The sequence below is a fragment of the Microbacterium sp. 77mftsu3.1 genome (assembly GCF_900100525.1).
Classification (GTDB): domain Bacteria; phylum Actinomycetota; class Actinomycetes; order Actinomycetales; family Microbacteriaceae; genus Microbacterium; species Microbacterium aquilitoris.
In genome coordinates this window covers 116,498-132,158 of record NZ_FNCR01000003.1, presented here as the reverse complement: position 1 = coordinate 132,158, position 15,661 = coordinate 116,498, and the positions used below count along the sequence as shown (strand labels likewise).

Here is a 15,661-nt window from a genome sequence, read left to right as displayed (position 1 = left end):
CGATCGCCCGGCATCCCCTTCCGAACGGACGCGCCAGCGCGCTGATACGCGCCCGCGCCTCCGACGACAGGAGCAGTCACATGCGCAGCATCCGTCCCCTCACCGCCACCCCGCTCGTCGCGCTCGCGGCCGTCATCCTCGCCGGATGCGCGGGCACGACCGCCGACGCAGAGCCCGCCGCTGAGGGCGAGGCGACGTCCGTCACGGTGGAGGACAACCACGGTGAGCAGACCGTTACGACCCCGCCGAAGCGCGTCGTGGCGACCGACAACCGCACGATCGCGATGCTCGACGCCTGGGGCGTCGACGTCGTCGGCGCGCCGCTCGACATCTTCCCGGCCGGGCTGTCGTTCAAGGACGACCCCGACGTCGCCAACCTCGGCAACCACCGCGAGCCCGATCTCGAAGCCGTCGTCGCCGCCGACCCCGACCTCATCGTCAACGGTCAGCGCTTCTCGACGTACTACGGCGACTTCACGACACTCGTCCCGGACGCCGCGATCGTCGAGCTCGACCCGCGCGACGGCGAGCCGCTCGACGCGGAGCTGAAGCGCCAGGTCACCGCGCTCGGCGAGATCTTCGGAAAGCAGGACGAAGCGGCAGCCCTCGTCAACGACTTCGACGCCGCGATCGAGCGCGCGAAGGCCGCGTACGACAAGAGCGAGACGGTGATGGGCGTCATCACCTCGGGCGGCGAGATCAACTACGCCGCGCCGACGACCGGTCGCACCCTCGGGCCGGTGTACGACATCCTCGGGCTCACCCCGGCGCTCGACTCCGAGGGTTCGACCGACCACCAGGGCGATGACATCTCGGTCGAGGCGGTCGCATCGTCGAACCCGGACTGGATCCTCGTGATGGATCGGGATGCCGCGGTCAGCGTCAACACCGACGAGGCGTACACGCCCGCCAACGACCTGATCAGCGACTCCGAGGCGCTGCAGAACGTGACCGCCGTGAAGGAGGGCAACGTCGTCTACATGCCGCAGGGCACCTACCTGAATGAGGGTATCGAGACGTACACCCAGTTCTTCAGCGACCTGGCTGACGCCCTCGAAGGTCGATGACCGACACCCTCTCGGCGCCCGCGGTCAGCCGACGCTCCCGCGGGCGCCTGCTCACCTGGCCCCTCGTCGGCGGCATCGCCGTCGTCGGGGGGCTGGTGGTCCTGTCGCTCTTCGTCGGCGTCTACGACGTGATCGGCACGGACGACGGCGCGGAGATGTTCGCGATCACCCGGATCCCGCGGACGGTCGGACTCGTCCTCGCGGGAGCGGCGCTGGCCATGTGCGGCCTCGTCATGCAGCAGCTGACGCAGAACCGGTTCGTCGAGCCGACCACGACCGGCACTACCGAATGGGCGGGCCTGGGTCTTCTCCTCGTCATGCTCGTCTTCCCCGACGCGCCGCTGATGGTGCGGATGGTCGGCGCGGTCGGCATGGCCTTCGTCGGCACGATGCTCTTCTTCCTCTTCCTGCGTCGCGTCATGCTGACCTCATCGATCATCGTCCCGATCGTCGGCATGATGCTCGGCGCCGTCGTCGGCGCGGTGTCGACCTTCATCGCGCTGTCGACGAACCTCCTGCAGAGCATGGCGGCCTGGTTCACCGGGTCGTTCACCTCGGTGCTGCGGGGGCAGTACGAGCCGCTGTGGATCGTCCTGCTCGTCGTGGTCGCCGTGTTCATCACGGCGGACCGCTTCACGATCGCCGGGCTCGGGCGCGACGTCGCGACGAATGTCGGCGTCGACTATTCGCGGGTGGTCCTCATCGGCACGGTGCTGATCGCCCTGGCGGCCGGTGTCGTCACCGTCGTCGTGGGCAATCTGCCGTTCCTCGGGCTCATCGTCCCGAATGTCGTGTCGCTCATCCGGGGCGACGATCTGCGCTCGAACCTGCCGTGGGTGGCGCTCGGCGGCATCGCACTGGTCACCGTGTGCGACATCCTCGCCCGCATCGTGAACGCACCCTTCGAGGTGCCCGTCTCGCTCATCCTCGCCATGATCGGGGCTGTCGTCTTCATCACCCTTCTCCTCCGGCAGCGTCGTCGTGGCTGATTCCGTCGCGCTGTCGGGCGCCTTCCCGACCGCCCTGCGCGCCCGGCGGTACGCGCTCACCGTCGCGGTGCTCATCGTCCTCGCCGTCGTGGTGGCCGTCGGCATCCTCGCCTGGGACAACCCCGCACCCGCGGGCAGCGCCGGCTTCTGGCGGATTGCTCAGCTGCGGGTCACGAGCGTCGTCGTCATCGCGATCGTCGCCGTCTGCCAGGGGATCGCGACCATCACCTTCCAGACCGTGACCGGCAACCGGATCGTCACGCCCTCGATCATGGGCTTCGAGTCGCTCTACACGGCGATCTCGACCGCCGCGATCTTCTTCTTCGGTGCGGCCGGCGCGCTGCTCGTCCAGGGCGCGGGGCCATATCTCCTGCAGATCCTCGCGATGCTCGCGTTCTCGGGTGTTCTCTACGGCTGGCTGCTCTCCGGCCGCTACGCGAACGTGCAGATCATGCTGCTGGTCGGCATCATCCTGGGCGGAGCGCTGGCCGCGTTCTCGACGTTCCTTCAACGGATGCTGACGCCCACCGAGTTCGACCTGCTCACCGCGCGGCTCATCGGCAGCGTCGCAAACGCCGACGGCACGCACCTGCCGATCGCGATCCCGTTCGTCGTCGTCGCGGCGGGACTCATGGTGTGGGGAGGCGGCCGTCTCAATGTGCTCGGGCTGGGACGCGAGGTCGCCCTGAGTCTCGGGTCGTCACAGCGGCGCGACTCGATCCTGGCGCTGCTGCTCGTGTCGATCCTCATGGCGGTCTCGACGTCGCTGATCGGGCCGATGACCTTCTTCGGCTTCCTTGTCGCGATGCTCACGTACCAACTGGCCGACACGTTCGACCATCGCCGGATGTTTGCGCTCGCCGCGCTCGTCGGCTTCGTCGTGCTCGGCGGTGCCTACGTCGTGCTCAAGCACGTCTTCTACGCCGCCGGGTCGGTCGGTGTCATCGTCGAGATCGTCGGCGGCACGCTCTTCCTCATCCACCTGCTCCGAAAGGGACGCCTGTGATCTCTCTCACCGCCGTCGAGAAGCGCTACAGCACCCAGGTCGCGATCGGCCCCGTGACCCTCGACCTGCCCGCGGGCGGCATCACCGCGCTCATCGGGCCGAACGGCGCCGGCAAGTCCACGCTGTTGACGATGATCGGCCGTCTGCTGCCCGCCGACGCCGGGTCGATTTCGGTCGGGGGACACGACGTCGCGGCGGTGAAGTCGCGGGAGCTCGCGAAGGTCGTCGCGATCCTTCGGCAGGAGAACCATTTCGTCACTCGTCTGACGGTGCGGCAGCTGGTCGGTTTCGGTCGGTATCCGCATTCGCAGGGCCGCCTCACGGTCGACGACGAGCGGATCATCGACCGGTCCATCGACTTCCTCGGCCTGGACGGGCTCGAGGGTCGGTACCTCGACGAGCTGTCGGGCGGGCAGCGTCAGCGCGCCTACGTGGCGATGGTGCTCGCACAGGACACGGAGTACGTGTTGCTCGATGAGCCGCTCAACAACCTCGACATCCAGCACGCCGTGCAGATGATGAGCCACCTGCAGCGCGCCGCGCGCGAGCTGGGTCGCACGATCGTCGTCGTGCTGCACGACATCAACTTCGCCGGTCACTACGCGGATCGGGTGTGCGCCATGAAGGACGGGTGCGTTGCTGCGTTCGGGACGCCTGACGAGATCATCCGCGGGGATGTCTTGACGGGGATCTTCGATACGCCGGTCGATGTGGTCGACGGTCCGCGGGGGCGGCTGGCGGTGTACTACTGACGCGGTCGGTCTGACCGCGCGGGCGATGGGTGTGGGGGAGTTCGTTAGCCGATGTTTGTGGCGCGACGACGCACCTTGCGCTCGCCGCACGCGTCAGCGAGCCTGAGGCCATGTGGGATCGCGAGGCAGCGGCGGTAGCCGCCAACGACTGGATCGGCCGATACGTCCGTGCGTGGGGGACCAACGACCCGGACGACATCCGGTCTCTGTTCACGCCAGACGCGGAGTACCGCGACGGCCCCTCGACCGAGCCATGGATCGGCCACGACGCCATCCTCGCGGGTTGGCTCGGTCAGAAGGATGAGCCCGGCACGTGGTCATTCGAGCATGAGCTCACGGCGGTCGACGGCGACATCGCGATCATCCGCGGCCGGACCAGCTACCCGGGCGCAACGACGAAGAGTCGGCGCTACGACAACCTCATGGTCATTCGCTTGACGGATGACGGCCGCGCGAGGTCGTTCACCGATTGGTATGTGACATCGGCCGCAGCGGAGACGGAAGAGTAGGACCTCTTGTCGCCGAATTTTGGTGCGGCTAAGCCGAGGCTGCCGGCCGAGGCTCGTCCTCTTCGCGCAAGCGAGGCTCGACGCGTCGAGCAGGACGCAGCCCCGACTTGTCGGAGTAGAACGTGCGAATGGCATCCATGTCCGCGCCGACGTCGCCGGTGAGCGTGAGCGTCGGCCCCAGTCCGGTTGTCATGGTCGAGCGATCCACGTATCCGAGCGTGACGCCAAGGTCGGCCTCTCGGGCGATGCGGTAGAAGCCCGACTTCCAGTGTTCGACGCCGCCGCGCGTGCCTTCGGGCGTCACCACGAGGCCGAAGACCTCGCCGTCACGGATGCGGCGGACGAGAGCGTCGACCACCCCGGTGGGGTTCGCTCTGTCGACCGGGATGCCGCCGATCGAGCGCATCAGTGGGCCGCGCCAGCCGCGAAAGAGGCTCTCTTTGCCCAGCCAGCGGAAGCGCATCTTCAGGCGCCACGCGATCGCCAGCATGAGCACGAAGTCCCAGTTGGAGGTGTGCGGCGCCCCGAGGACGACGGTAGATCGGGTCGGCGCGGGCTCAGTTGTGAGCGTCCATCTGCTGAATGTCCAATAGACCCGGGCGACGAGGCGGAGCATTCCGCAACCGTAACGCTCCCGCGCTGTCGACGGCTCGAGGCGCCGGGTCGACTCTCAGGTTGCCGCGGTAGCGTTGGGATCGATAGGCGGACTTCTCATTCGTCTCGCCCCGGCTGTGTGGTAACAGTCGGGGCTTTTTCTTGCTCGGATGTCCCGCGGCTACGAGCGCGGGCAGCCACCCGTCATTCGCCCCAGCGCTCGTCGGACTCCTTGAGTCTCTTGAGCTTGGACTACGGTTTCCGCTTTCACTGCACCCTCGGCCGATCCTGCTTCGCAGGTAACGTGGCGCCCATGAGCCGACGCCCGATGTGGACTGCCGCTGTGATGCTCGCCGCGTCGATGGTGCTCGCGGGGTGTGTCTCCACGACCGATCTGGAAGACGACGCGACGACGCCTCCGCCGCCGGCGATGCCTTCTCCCACGGTGTCCGTCGCCAGCCCTCCCGCGACGGTCGACGGCGACTATGCCGTGCCCGGCGTCGCTGACGACGAGCTCTCGCGGATCACCTTCGTCGCCGAGGGGGCCGACGGCGTTTCCGAAGGCGAGGCGACCGTCTCGGGTGTGGTGAAGGCCGGGGAGCGGTACGTGATCGACTTCGACTGCAGTCCGTCGACTGCCCGGGTGACGCTCGAATGGACCCCGGCTCCCGCCGAAGGCGAGGAACCGGCCAATCCCGTCGGGCCGACGTCCGTCACCCAGGATTGTGGCGCGCCCGGCAGGATCGAGGGCATCGCCTACGACGCGGACACCCTCGTGCAGCTCAAGATGTTCGCGGATGAATTGAACGCGGGCTGGGCCGTCCTCCGCCCCGGCGGCTGACAACAGAGGTGGGCCCCGTGGGGCTCGAACCCACGACCCGCGGATTAAAAGTCCGATGCTCTACCGACTGAGCTAGAGGCCCTCAGTGATCCAGCCTAATAGGCGAGGGTGGAGGCATCCGTCACTTGATGCTCTTCTGCGAGCTGAAGATGATGCCGAACATGATCCCGAACGAGAGGCCGAAGGCGGCGCCGAGGCCGATGTTGTCGAGGAAGAGCATTCCGGCGATCGTGCCGCCGATCATTCCGAACGCGATCCACAGTCCGAACGACATCTCCTGCTTGTTGTTCTCCGCCATGCTTCGACGCTAGGCAGGATGCACGCCCGCGGCATCCCCCGGAAGAAGGAAACGCAAAAGGAGGCGGCGCCGCCGAAGCCCGCAGAGCTTCGACGACGCCGCCGGTCAGGAGACCGTGAATTACATCGGGGGCATCAGCACCGAGTCGATGAGGTACACGGTTGCGTTCGCGGTCTCGACGCCACCGCAGATGACCTTGGCGTCGTTGACCATGAGCTCGTCGCCCGAGCCGGTGACCTCGAGGTCCTGGCCCTCGACGGTCTTGTGGGTGCCGTCGATGTCGGCCGGAGCGATCTCGCCGGGGACCACGTGGTACGTAAGGATCTTGGTCAGCGTGGCCGAGTCGGTCTTGAGGCCGTCGATCGTGGCGGCCGGGATCTTGGCGAACGCGTCGTCAACGGGAGCGAAGACGGTGAACTTGTCGCCGTTGAGCGTGTCGACGAGGTTGACGTCGGGGTTCAGCTGGCCGCTGACAGCAGCGGTGAGCGTCTTGAGAAGCGGGTTGTTCGAGGCCGCGGTCGCAACCGGGTCCTTCGACATGCCCTCGACCGAACCGGCGCCGTCCGGAACAGCTGCGGCGTAGTCCGCGCAGCCGGGGCCGACGAGGGTCGACGCAGTGTCCATGCCGCCCTCGGTGGCCTCGGGCGATGCCGACTCCATCGGAGCCTGCGACTGCATGCCGTCATCGGTGTTTCCGGCCTCGGGCGTTGCGCTCGACGAACATCCGGCCAGGGCGAAGGCGCCGGCCAGCGTCAGAGAGAGTGCTGCGGTCATCTTCTTCTTCGTGCTGAGCATGATTTCCTCCATGTGTTGGGACCGCCCTCTGCGGCGGCGATAACAGGTCTTCGGAACCACTAGGCAAACGGATTGCACATCTGCCGAGATTTTTTCCGGAGCGGTCGACGCGGGGGTCCAGCGGGTCACGGATCCGTCTCGATCTGCACGTCTCACCAGGACTTCCCACTCGCGCCTGCGCGTCTGGGTGCGCGCGTAATGGCATGCTTGTCGGAATGGTTATCGACGGTGTTGAAGTCCCCGACGACGGGCAGACGGCAGATCATGCCGGTGAGCTCCTCGTCCGCATCGCCGGTGGCGACCAGGCGGCCTTCGCAGAGCTCTACGACATGCTGTCCTCCCGCGTCTTCGGTCTGATCCGACGGGTCCTCGTCGACCCCTCCCAGAGCGAGGAAGTCCTGCAGGAGGTGTTCCTCGAGATTTGGCAATCCGCTTCCGCCTTCGCTCCGAACAAGGGTCAAGGAAGAAGCTGGATCCTGACGATGGCACATCGTCGGGCCGTGGATCGAGTTCGCGCTTCGCAGTCCAGTTCGGACCGCGATGCGCGAGTCGGAGCTCGTGACGCGTACACACAAGAAGAGAGCATCGCCGAGCAAGTCGAGCTGAGGATCGAAGGACGCCGCGTCGTGCGCGCACTCCGGACTCTGCCTGATGCCCAGCGTGAAGCACTGACCCTCGCCTACTTCGGGGGGTACAGCCAAAGCGAGATCGCAACGCTCCTCGGAGCACCGCTCGGAACGATCAAGACGCGAATGCGCGATGGATTGAACCGCCTACGACAGGAGATGGGGGTGACACTGTGAACGAGAAGGAGTTCGCCGAACTCTCGGCAGGGCACGCGCTCGATGCTCTGTCGCTTGAGGACGAGCAGGCGTACCAGCAGGCCCTCGCCGCTCACCCCGAGTGGGAAGCCCTCGTCGACGCCGATGCACAGGTCGCGGGTTTCCTGGCCGAAGGCATGGGTGAAGAAGCCCCACCGCTCGAGGTGCGAGCACGTCTCCTCGACCAGATCAGCGCGATGCCGCAGCGGATGCCGGTGGCCGCCGCCGACGCATCCGTACCCGCTCCCGAACCGGAGCGCGAGACCGTTCCCGCCGGACCGCCCACCGAGGCCGTCCAGACCGTGGAACGACGCAACTGGACCCGTGGGCTGTTCGCCCTCGTCGCCTCTGCCGCTCTCCTCGTCGGGATCGGCTGGGGAGTGGGCTCGCTCGTCGAGCAGGCTCGTACGCCCCTCGAGGTCCAGGCTCTCGAGCAGATCGAGTCCGCTCCCGACGGGCAGACCGTCACCGGACAGTTCGCCGATGGCGGCGAGGCTGAGCTCCACTGGTCGGCTGAGCTCGGCAAGGTCGTGCTGACCACCGACGACGCCCCCAAGATCGCCGACGACCGCACGTTCGAGCTGTGGTTCGTCCGTGGTGAGGAACCGATCGCCGCCGGCACCTTCGACCCGTCCGACGACGTCACCGCACTTCTCGACGGCGACTTCAAGCCTGGCGACGTGATCGCCGTCACCGTCGAGCAGGCGGGCGGATCGCCCGATGGCAAGCCGACGACGAAGCCGATCATCGCCATCCCCACCGCCTGATCGCCCCCCGCTCACCACGAACCCCGCCTCGGCTCCGTCCGGGCGGGGTTCGTCGTTGCGGGGGTAGCCTGGAACGATGTCCGACGCGTCCCGCGACTTCCACAAGCCGGTCCGCCGCTCACCCGATTCGTTCGACCGGAACTTCGCTGCCGACGATCCCGCTGAAGCCAGCCGCGTGGCTCACGCCACGGCATCCGCTCTGCTGTCGCGGGTGCGGGAGCAGCCGCACGATGAGGTCATCGACCGGCTCGTCACCTTCACCGATGCGCACGGCATCGCGACGATCGCGGAGCTCTGGGCGCACTCGCCCGCACGGTCTCTGCCTGGCGCGCTGTGGCGGCTTTACCTGCTGCAGCTGATGATCCACGACGACCCGACGACCGCGGCACTGCTCTACGAGCGCGGGCGCACGCGGCTGTCGTCGGCGGATGTCGTCATCGCGGGGGCGCCCGCTCCGGCGAGCCCCGACGAGCTCGTCTCGCTCATCGACCTGATCCTGCGGGGAGTGTTCGCGGGCGACTTCGCGCTCGCGCTCGAGCGGGCGGCATCCTTCTCGCGCGTCGTGTCGGCGGGGGCGACCGATCTCGCCGACGACTACGACGAGAGCGAGCCCATGCGGGCGTCGACGTTCACAACGCGGGCCCTGCGCCTCGACACGTATGCGAGTGATCTGGCGGCGGCCGCGGCTCTCTGGCGCCGGGACGGCCTCACGTAGACATGAAAGTGCCGGGCCGCAGAACGCCTCTCGGCGCGTGGCCGCTCGCAGCGGCTGAAGATGGAGCCCGGGGTTACTGCGGCCCGGCTAGAAAAGTGTAACGGAGGGGCCCCCGAGGTATTCCGGTCAGCCGAGGATTTTCGTGCGGCCGGGCGTGTCGGGGTGCGGCTCAAGGCGTGCGCGGATGCAAGAGATCGGCGGCGACACGCGGCATCCCGGGTCGAGTGGGCGGCGTGTCGCGCGCGAACCATTGCATCCGCTGACACGGATGCCGCCGCGTAGGCTTCGTGGCATGGCTTGGCGCTTCGCTCTCATGATCGACCCCGCGGCATCCGACGATGCGCGCACCGATTTCGCCGACACGTTCAGCGAGATCGATCCCTCCGCTCCGGCGCTCACCGTGGGGGAGTTGAGCACGCAGCGCGGCGACGGGATCTTCGAGTCGATCGGCGTCGTCGACGGTCATGCGCAGGAGGTCGAGCCGCACCTCGCGCGGCTGGCTCATTCCGCGGAGATCTGCGAGCTGCCCGCGCCGAACCTCGGGCAGTGGCGCGAGGCGATCGTCCGCGCGCAGGCGGCGTCGGGGCAGGGCGAGGCGGTCATCAAGCTGATCCTGAGCCGCGGTGTGGAGCACGGCCCCACCCCGACTGCGTGGGTGACGGTCGCGCCGGCGGCGGACTTCACGAAGCCGCGCACCGAGGGGATCGCCGTGGCCGTCCTCGATCGCGGATACAGCATCGACCTGCCCGGGCGGGCGCCCTGGCTCCTACTCGGCGCGAAGACGCTGTCGTATGCCGTGAACATGGCGGCGATCCGCGAGGCGAAGCGTCGCGGTGCCGATGACGCGGTGTTCGTGAGTTCCGACGGCTTCGTGCTCGAGGCGCCGACCGCCTCCCTCATCATCCGGCGGGGCGACACGTTCGTCACGCCGGCGCCGAACGGCGGAATCCTTCACGGGACCACCCAGCTGAGCCTGTTCGACCACCTCGCCGAGCGCGGCTTCGAGACCGCGTACGAAACCCTGCCCGTGTCGGCGCTCCACGACGCGGATGCCGCCTGGCTCGTCTCGAGCGTCCGCCTCGCCGCGCCCATCACGGCCGTCGACGAGCGGTCCCTGCCCGTGGACGCCGAACTCACGGCATCCTTCAACCAGTACCTGCTCAGCCCGCGCGACTGACCCGTCGGCCCCGTCAGCGGGTTCGCGGATGCAATAGTCCCGCCCCGACACGCCGCGCGGCGGGCCGGGGATGCCGTGTCGCCGCCGATCCATTGCATCCGCGCACGCGGCGCAGTCGTTCACAACCCCGCGAGCGCCCCGAGGATCGCGCGCTCGACCATGTCCCAGTCGTGCACGATCAGCGCGTAGTCGAACCGCAGGGTCACGTACCCCCACATCGCCGCGTTGGCGTCGCGCACGAGGTCCTTTTGGCGCAGCGACGGCCCGTCGTGGTTGTCGCGACCGTCGACTTCGATGATCAGTCGGTCGCCGATCAGCGCGTCGACCACGCCGACGCCGGCGATGCGTACCTGGGTCTGCACGCGCAGCCCGAGCTCCCGCAGCCGCCAGCGCAGCATCGATTCGAGTCCGCTGTCGGCGTCGTCCCGGCTGAGCGCCAGCGCATCCCGCCCGTCCTGATTCACGTTCCGGCTCAGCCAGCGCATGTCGTCGCCGTCGAGCAGATCCTGCCGTCGCGCGGATTCCAGCGCGACGAAGAACGCCTCACCGCCGTGGCACGTCAGGATCTGTCGCAGGATCCTCGCCAACGACGGTTCCCGTCGGTCCTCCCCAGGGCCGGCGGCATCCCAATGCTCGGTGCAGTCGCAGGAGTCGTCGTACGTGCGCTGCCCGGGCCGCATCCAGACATGCGGCATCCGATCGTCGTCCAGCACCCAGAGCCCGCGGTGCCGCGCCGCCGTCACGCACGCCAGCGCCCCGCCGTGCTTCGCAGCCAGGCGGGCTTCCGCACACGTCTCGGGCCAGGCGTACACGCCGATCCGCACCCGCACGAGCTCGCCGGAACGCAGCGCTCGCTGCACCCGCCGTTGCGACCACCCGGCATCCAGCAGCTGCCGCAGACGGACGATCGGATGCCGGAGCTCGCACATACCCGCGAGCCTCGCCCGCGCCCGACCCACTCGTGCCTCACCCAGCGCTGGTCGGGGAGAACCGGCATCCCACCCCCGCGGGGGAGAAGTCCGCGGACGCAATAGTCCCGCCGCGACACCCCGCCGTTCAGGCTCGGGATGCCGCGTGTCGCCCGCCACATATTGCATCCGCGAACGCCACGCCGCCCACGCCACGCCACGCCCGAACGCTACGCCGCCCGCACCCCCACAAACCACAACGAGGGACACCACGCTCCCGCGCAGCATCCCTCGTCCCGAACTACGGGATCACCCGAAGCGACCCGAGACGTAGTCCTCGGTGGCCTGCACGGACGGCTTGGTGAAGATGGTGCCGGTCTCGTCGTATTCGATGAGCTTGCCGGGCTTGCCGGTGCCGGCGATGTTGAAGAACGCGGTCTTGTCCGAGACGCGCGACGCCTGCTGCATATTGTGCGTGACGATGACGATCGTGTACTCGCTCTTGAGCTCCTGAATGAGCTCCTCGATCGCGAAGGTCGAGATGGGGTCGAGGGCCGAGCAGGGCTCGTCCATCAGCAGCACGTCGGGTGACACGGCGATCGCACGTGCGATGCAGAGGCGCTGCTGCTGACCGCCCGACAGGCCCGAGCCGGGCTTCTCGAGTCGGTCCTTGACCTCGTTCCAGAGGTTCGCACCCCGCAGCGACTTTTCGACGAGGGCGTCGGCGTCGGACTTCGAGATGCGCGAGTTGTTGAGCTTCACACCGGCGAGCACGTTGTCGCGGATCGACATCGTGGGGAACGGGTTCGGACGCTGGAAGACCATGCCGATCTGACGGCGCACGAGCACGGGGTCGACGCCGGGACCGTACAGGTCCTCGCCGTCGAGCAGCACCTCGCCCTCGACGCGGGCGCCTGGGATGACCTCGTGCATGCGGTTGAGTGTCCGCAGGAACGTGGACTTGCCGCATCCGGACGGCCCGATGAAGGCGGTGACGCTACGGGGCTCGATGTCGAGGGACACGCCCTCCACGGCGAGGAACTCGCTGTAGTAGACGTTGAGGTCGTTGACTTCGATGCTCTTGGACACTTCGGGGTGCTTTCTGTCGGATGCCGCGGGTCAGCGGCCGAACTTGGGGGCGAACTTCTTCGCGACGAAGCGTGCGATGAGGTTGAGCGCCATGACGATGATGATGAGCGTGAGCGCTCCGGCCCAGGCCCGCTCGAGCGCGGCGGGAATGTTCGTGCCGGGGTTCTGGAACTGGTCGTAGACGAACACCGGGAGCGTCATCATAGGGCCGTCGAACGCGTCCATGTTCAGCGACTGGGTGAACCCGGCCGTCAGCAGCAGGGGCGCGGTCTCACCGATCACGCGCGAGATCGACAGCATGATGCCCGTCGTGATGCCGGCGATCGAGGTGGGGAGGACGACCTTCACGATCGTCAGCCACTTCGGCACACCGAGGGCGTAGCTCGCCTCGCGCAGCTCGTTCGGGACGAGGCGCAGCATCTCCTCGCTGGAGCGCACGACGACGGGGATCATCAACACCGACAGGGCGAGCGAGCCCATGAAGCCCGTGTTGAGGCCCGGCCCGAACAGCAGCGCGCAGACGGCGACGATGAACAGACCCGCGACGATCGACGGGATGCCGGTCATCACATCCACGAAGAAGGTGATGAGCTTCGCGACCCGGCCGCGCCCGTACTCGACGAGGTAGATCGAGGTCATGAGACCGATCGGCACCGAGATGACGGTGGCCCAGCCGGTCACGATGAGCGTGCCCCAGATCGCGTGCACGGCGCCGCCGCCTTCACCCACGATGTTGCGCATCGAGTTGGAGAAGAAGGTCGGGTCGAACCGGGCGATGCCGTTGACCACGACGGTGAACAGCAGTGAGATGAGCGGGAGCAGCGCGATCGTGAAGGCGATCGACACCAGCACGGTCGCGAGCCGGTCGGCTGCGCGGCGCCGCGTCTCGACGACGCTCGACAGGATGACGAGGACGATCGCGAACAGCACGACACCCACGAAGGTGGCACCCGCGATGTTGAACTCGGCCACGTCGCCGCTGCTGTTCATGATGGCGAACAGGATGCCGGAGAGCACGAGCGCGCCGGCGAGCAGCACCCACGGCATCCACTTCGGCAGCTGTCCCGCGGTGAGCGAGTTGCCCACGGGCGTGCGGGTCTCGGAGCGGGTGAGGGTGGTCATCAGTTCGCTCCAGAGAACTCGGCACGGCGGTTGACGACCCACCGGGCGATCGCGTTGACCGCGAAGGTCACGATGAAGAGGATGAGGCCCGTCGCGATGAGGACGTTGACGCCGTCGCCGTACGCCTCACCGAAGTTCAGGGCGATGTTCGCAGGGATGGGCGTCGGGTTGCTTGAGTTGAGCACCTGGAAAGTGACCGCGCCGGTGGCCGAGAGGACCATCGTGACGGCCATCGTCTCGCCGAGGGCACGGCCGAGGCCGAGCATCGCACCCGAGACCATGCCGCCGCGGGCGAAGGGGAACACGGCCATCCGGATCATCTCCCAGCGCGTCGCGCCGAGGGCGAGTGCCGCCTCTTCGTGGAGGACGGGAGTCTGCAGGAAGACCTCGCGCGTGATGGCGGTCATGATCGGGAGGATCATCACCGCGAGGACGAGGGATGCGGTCAGGATCGTGCGGCCGCCGGGAGAGACCGCGCCGGCGAAGAACGGGATCCAGCCGAAGTTCTCGTTCAGCCAGACGTAGAACGGCTGCAGGAGCTGCGAGAACACCAGCGCACCCCAGAGTCCGTACACGACGGAGGGGATGGCGGCGAGCAGGTCGATGACGTAGCCGAGCACCGAGGCGAGCCGCCGCGGTGCGTAGTGCGAGATGAAGAGGGCGATCCCGATCGCCAGCGGCGTCGCGACGACGAGCGCGATGACCGAGGCCCAGAGGGTGCCGAAGACGAACGGCCAGACGTACTGCCAGAACGGTTCCCCGTTCAGGAACTGCGTCTCATCGGGTTTCGCGGTGAAGGCCGGGATGCTCTCCACGATGAGGAAGAGCGTGACGGCGGCGAGGACGATGAGGATGATGATGCCCGCGCCCAGCGCGGTGCTCGAGAAGACGAGATCGCCGCGTCGGCGCACCGGTCGCCGGGCGGTGTCCTGGTCGGCGACCAGATCGGTGGTGGGGGGCATCGCAGTCCTCGGGTCGGAAGCGGGGCGGACGTGAGTGCTGCTGGTGGCTCCCGACGAGCGGGAGCCACCAGCAGCGAGGGTCTTACTTCTTGGCGCTGATCATGTCGATCGCGGTCTGGGCCTTCTCGGCGACCTCGGTCGACAGCGGAGCGGAACCGGCGGCCTCGTTGGCGACCTTCTGGCCCTCTTCGCTGACGATGTAGGAGAAGTACGCCTTGACGATGTCGGCGGTCTCGGGCTTCTCGTACTGCGCGCAGCCGATGAGGTAGCTCACCAGAGCGATCGGGTACGAGCCGGCGGGAGCCTTCGCGGGGTCGACCTGGAAGACGAGGTCACCGCCGTTACGGCCCTCCTCGAGGGGCGACGATGCGACGAGCTCGGCGGCGGCCTCCGAGGAGAACGGCACGAAGTCGTCGCCGACCTTGATGGCGGCGGAGCCCAGCTCGCCGACGCGCGAGGCGTCGATGTAGCCGATGGTGCCCTTGCCGCCGTTGACGGTCGCTTCGACGCCCGAGGTCTGCTGTGCGGCCTCGGAGCGCGTGGTCTTGACGGGCCAGGCGTCGTCGTCCTCGTACGGCCACTCCGTCGGGGCGACCGAGGCGAGGTACGAGGTGAAGGTGCCGGTGGTGCCCGACTCGTCACCGCGGAAGACGGGCGTGATGGCGAGGTCCGGGAGCGTGACGTCCTTGTTCAGGTCGGCGATCGCCGGGTCGTTCCACTTCTCGATCTTCTCGTTGAAGATGTCGGCGATGACCTCGGGGGTGAGGTTGAGCTTCTTCACGCCGTCCAGGTTGAAGACGACCGCGACGGGCGAGATGTACGCGGGGACCTCGATGATGTCGGGGGTCGCGCAGGCGCCGAACTTGCCGGCGGCGATCTCGTCGGCCGTGTACGCGCGGTCCGAGCCGATGAAGTTGCTGGAGCCGGCGATGAAGTTGTCGCGGCCCGTTCCCGATCCGGTCGGCTGGTAGTTGATCGTGACGTCCGGGTTCGCCTTCTGGAAGGCGGCGGTCCATGCCTGCTGGGCGGCGCCCTGCGAGGAGGCGCCGGTGGCCTTGACGGTGCCCGACAGAGCGGTTCCGCCGTCGGAGGGCTGGCTGCCGCCAGCGGGGGTGCCCTCGTTCGCCGCGCAAGCGGAGAGCGACAGAACGGCGACTGCTGCGACAGCGCCCACGCGGGCGATGCGGTTGAGCTTCACGTGTGATTTCCTTCGGGTGATCGGGACACCCCGGGTGCGGGGCTGGCTCGA

At 67.9% G+C, this 15,661-nt stretch carries 18 protein-coding genes and 1 tRNA gene; 10 read left to right on the top strand and 9 right to left on the bottom strand.

Annotation, left to right across the window (positions count from 1 at the left end; all coding sequences use genetic code 11):
- The first annotated feature begins 80 nt into the window (after positions 1–80).
- From BLR68_RS09195 to BLR68_RS09175, 5 genes are all read left to right on the top strand, one after another.
- Positions 81–1,067 carry a siderophore ABC transporter substrate-binding protein gene (locus BLR68_RS09195; protein ID WP_018187116.1) on the top strand — a complete coding sequence of 329 codons (987 nt, stop codon included), beginning with the start codon at positions 81–83 and terminating at the stop codon, positions 1,065–1,067.
- Positions 1,064–2,056 (top strand): ABC transporter permease, encoded by a 993-nt coding sequence (locus tag BLR68_RS09190; protein WP_018187117.1) that lies wholly within the window; start codon positions 1,064–1,066, stop codon positions 2,054–2,056. The genes BLR68_RS09195 and BLR68_RS09190 overlap by 4 nt, the downstream gene beginning before the upstream one ends.
- The gene (locus BLR68_RS09185; protein WP_018187118.1) at positions 2,049–3,062 is read left to right on the top strand and encodes an iron chelate uptake ABC transporter family permease subunit; all 1,014 of its coding nucleotides are present in this window, start codon (positions 2,049–2,051) and stop codon (positions 3,060–3,062) included. The genes BLR68_RS09190 and BLR68_RS09185 overlap by 8 nt, the downstream gene beginning before the upstream one ends.
- Positions 3,059–3,814, top strand: a complete 756-nt coding sequence (locus tag BLR68_RS09180; RefSeq protein ID WP_018187119.1) for an iron ABC transporter ATP-binding protein — start codon at positions 3,059–3,061, stop codon at positions 3,812–3,814. Before BLR68_RS09185 ends, BLR68_RS09180 begins: the two co-directional genes overlap by 4 nt.
- Positions 3,815–3,924: 110 nt before the next feature.
- On the top strand, positions 3,925–4,323 hold the full coding sequence (locus BLR68_RS09175) for a nuclear transport factor 2 family protein (protein WP_018187120.1): 399 nt from the start codon (positions 3,925–3,927) through the stop codon (positions 4,321–4,323).
- 28 nt (positions 4,324–4,351) lie between these two features.
- On the opposite strand, the gene BLR68_RS09170 is transcribed toward BLR68_RS09175, so the two are convergent.
- The gene (locus BLR68_RS09170; RefSeq protein WP_018187121.1) at positions 4,352–4,939 is read right to left on the bottom strand and encodes a 1-acyl-sn-glycerol-3-phosphate acyltransferase; all 588 of its coding nucleotides are present in this window, start codon (positions 4,937–4,939) and stop codon (positions 4,352–4,354) included.
- A gap of 291 nt (positions 4,940–5,230) precedes the next feature.
- Here BLR68_RS09170 and BLR68_RS09165 point away from each other — a divergent pair, with 291 nt between their 5' ends.
- Positions 5,231–5,758 carry a hypothetical protein gene (locus tag BLR68_RS09165; protein WP_256335356.1) on the top strand — a complete coding sequence of 176 codons (528 nt, stop codon included), beginning with the start codon at positions 5,231–5,233 and terminating at the stop codon, positions 5,756–5,758.
- 9 nt (positions 5,759–5,767) lie between these two features.
- On the opposite strand, the gene BLR68_RS09160 is transcribed toward BLR68_RS09165, so the two are convergent.
- From BLR68_RS09160 to BLR68_RS09155, 3 genes are all read right to left on the bottom strand, one after another.
- Positions 5,768–5,840, bottom strand: a tRNA-Lys gene (locus tag BLR68_RS09160).
- Positions 5,841–5,879: 39 nt separating this feature from the next.
- Positions 5,880–6,056, bottom strand: a complete 177-nt coding sequence (locus tag BLR68_RS17975; protein WP_018187123.1) for a glycine zipper domain-containing protein — start codon at positions 6,054–6,056, stop codon at positions 5,880–5,882.
- 120 nt (positions 6,057–6,176) lie between these two features.
- The gene (locus BLR68_RS09155; protein ID WP_018187124.1) at positions 6,177–6,851 is read right to left on the bottom strand and encodes a fasciclin domain-containing protein; all 675 of its coding nucleotides are present in this window, start codon (positions 6,849–6,851) and stop codon (positions 6,177–6,179) included.
- 215 nt (positions 6,852–7,066) lie between these two features.
- On the opposite strand from BLR68_RS09155, the gene sigK reads away from it, so the two are divergent.
- The 4 genes from sigK (at position 7,067) to BLR68_RS09135 (ending at position 10,331) form a co-directional block, all read left to right on the top strand.
- Entirely contained in the window at positions 7,067–7,654 is a 588-nt protein-coding gene (sigK, locus tag BLR68_RS09150; protein WP_018187125.1) for an ECF RNA polymerase sigma factor SigK, read from the top strand.
- Positions 7,651–8,439: an anti-sigma factor gene (locus tag BLR68_RS09145; protein ID WP_018187126.1), complete on the top strand. Its 789-nt coding sequence runs from the start codon at positions 7,651–7,653 to the stop codon at positions 8,437–8,439. The genes sigK and BLR68_RS09145 overlap by 4 nt, the downstream gene beginning before the upstream one ends.
- A gap of 76 nt (positions 8,440–8,515) precedes the next feature.
- On the top strand, positions 8,516–9,154 hold the full coding sequence (locus BLR68_RS09140) for a hypothetical protein (protein ID WP_018187127.1): 639 nt from the start codon (positions 8,516–8,518) through the stop codon (positions 9,152–9,154).
- Between the two features lie 292 nt (positions 9,155–9,446).
- Positions 9,447–10,331, top strand: a complete 885-nt coding sequence (locus BLR68_RS09135; protein WP_018187128.1) for an aminodeoxychorismate lyase — start codon at positions 9,447–9,449, stop codon at positions 10,329–10,331.
- A gap of 119 nt (positions 10,332–10,450) precedes the next feature.
- Here the strand turns inward: BLR68_RS09135 and BLR68_RS09130 are convergent, their stop codons facing one another.
- The 5 genes from BLR68_RS09130 to BLR68_RS09110 all read right to left on the bottom strand — a co-directional run bounded on the left by BLR68_RS09130 (position 10,451) and on the right by BLR68_RS09110 (position 15,610).
- Entirely contained in the window at positions 10,451–11,260 is an 810-nt protein-coding gene (locus BLR68_RS09130; RefSeq protein ID WP_018187129.1) for a type IV toxin-antitoxin system AbiEi family antitoxin domain-containing protein, read from the bottom strand.
- Between the two features lie 288 nt (positions 11,261–11,548).
- The gene (gene pstB / locus BLR68_RS09125) at positions 11,549–12,328 is read right to left on the bottom strand and encodes a phosphate ABC transporter ATP-binding protein PstB (RefSeq protein WP_018187130.1); all 780 of its coding nucleotides are present in this window, start codon (positions 12,326–12,328) and stop codon (positions 11,549–11,551) included.
- 30 nt (positions 12,329–12,358) lie between these two features.
- Entirely contained in the window at positions 12,359–13,450 is a 1,092-nt protein-coding gene (gene pstA, locus BLR68_RS09120; protein WP_018187131.1) for a phosphate ABC transporter permease PstA, read from the bottom strand.
- The gene (gene pstC / locus BLR68_RS09115) at positions 13,450–14,412 is read right to left on the bottom strand and encodes a phosphate ABC transporter permease subunit PstC (RefSeq protein ID WP_018187132.1); all 963 of its coding nucleotides are present in this window, start codon (positions 14,410–14,412) and stop codon (positions 13,450–13,452) included. The genes pstA and pstC overlap by 1 nt, the downstream gene beginning before the upstream one ends.
- A gap of 82 nt (positions 14,413–14,494) precedes the next feature.
- Positions 14,495–15,610 (bottom strand): phosphate ABC transporter substrate-binding protein PstS, encoded by a 1,116-nt coding sequence (locus tag BLR68_RS09110; RefSeq protein ID WP_018187133.1) that lies wholly within the window; start codon positions 15,608–15,610, stop codon positions 14,495–14,497.
- Between the last annotated feature and the right edge of the window lie 51 nt (positions 15,611–15,661).

Bases quoted from the DNA above. Each gene is read 5' to 3' on its own strand.
- BLR68_RS09195 (WP_018187116.1), top strand. From the start codon at position 81: ATGCGCAGCATCCGTCCCCTCACCGCCACCCCGCTCGTCGCGCTCGCG.
- BLR68_RS09190 (WP_018187117.1), top strand. From the start codon at position 1,064: ATGACCGACACCCTCTCGGCGCCCGCGGTCAGCCGACGCTCCCGCGGG.
- BLR68_RS09175 (WP_018187120.1), top strand. From the start codon at position 3,925: ATGTGGGATCGCGAGGCAGCGGCGGTAGCCGCCAACGACTGGATCGGC.
- BLR68_RS09170 (WP_018187121.1), bottom strand. From the start codon at position 4,939: ATGCTCCGCCTCGTCGCCCGGGTCTATTGGACATTCAGCAGATGGACG.
- BLR68_RS09165 (WP_256335356.1), top strand. From the start codon at position 5,231: ATGAGCCGACGCCCGATGTGGACTGCCGCTGTGATGCTCGCCGCGTCG.
- BLR68_RS17975 (WP_018187123.1), bottom strand. From the start codon at position 6,056: ATGGCGGAGAACAACAAGCAGGAGATGTCGTTCGGACTGTGGATCGCG.
- BLR68_RS09155 (WP_018187124.1), bottom strand. From the start codon at position 6,851: ATGCTCAGCACGAAGAAGAAGATGACCGCAGCACTCTCTCTGACGCTG.
- sigK (WP_018187125.1), top strand. From the start codon at position 7,067: ATGGTTATCGACGGTGTTGAAGTCCCCGACGACGGGCAGACGGCAGAT.
- BLR68_RS09140 (WP_018187127.1), top strand. From the start codon at position 8,516: ATGTCCGACGCGTCCCGCGACTTCCACAAGCCGGTCCGCCGCTCACCC.
- BLR68_RS09135 (WP_018187128.1), top strand. From the start codon at position 9,447: ATGGCTTGGCGCTTCGCTCTCATGATCGACCCCGCGGCATCCGACGAT.
- BLR68_RS09130 (WP_018187129.1), bottom strand. From the start codon at position 11,260: ATGTGCGAGCTCCGGCATCCGATCGTCCGTCTGCGGCAGCTGCTGGAT.
- pstA (WP_018187131.1), bottom strand. From the start codon at position 13,450: ATGACCACCCTCACCCGCTCCGAGACCCGCACGCCCGTGGGCAACTCG.
- pstC (WP_018187132.1), bottom strand. From the start codon at position 14,412: ATGCCCCCCACCACCGATCTGGTCGCCGACCAGGACACCGCCCGGCGA.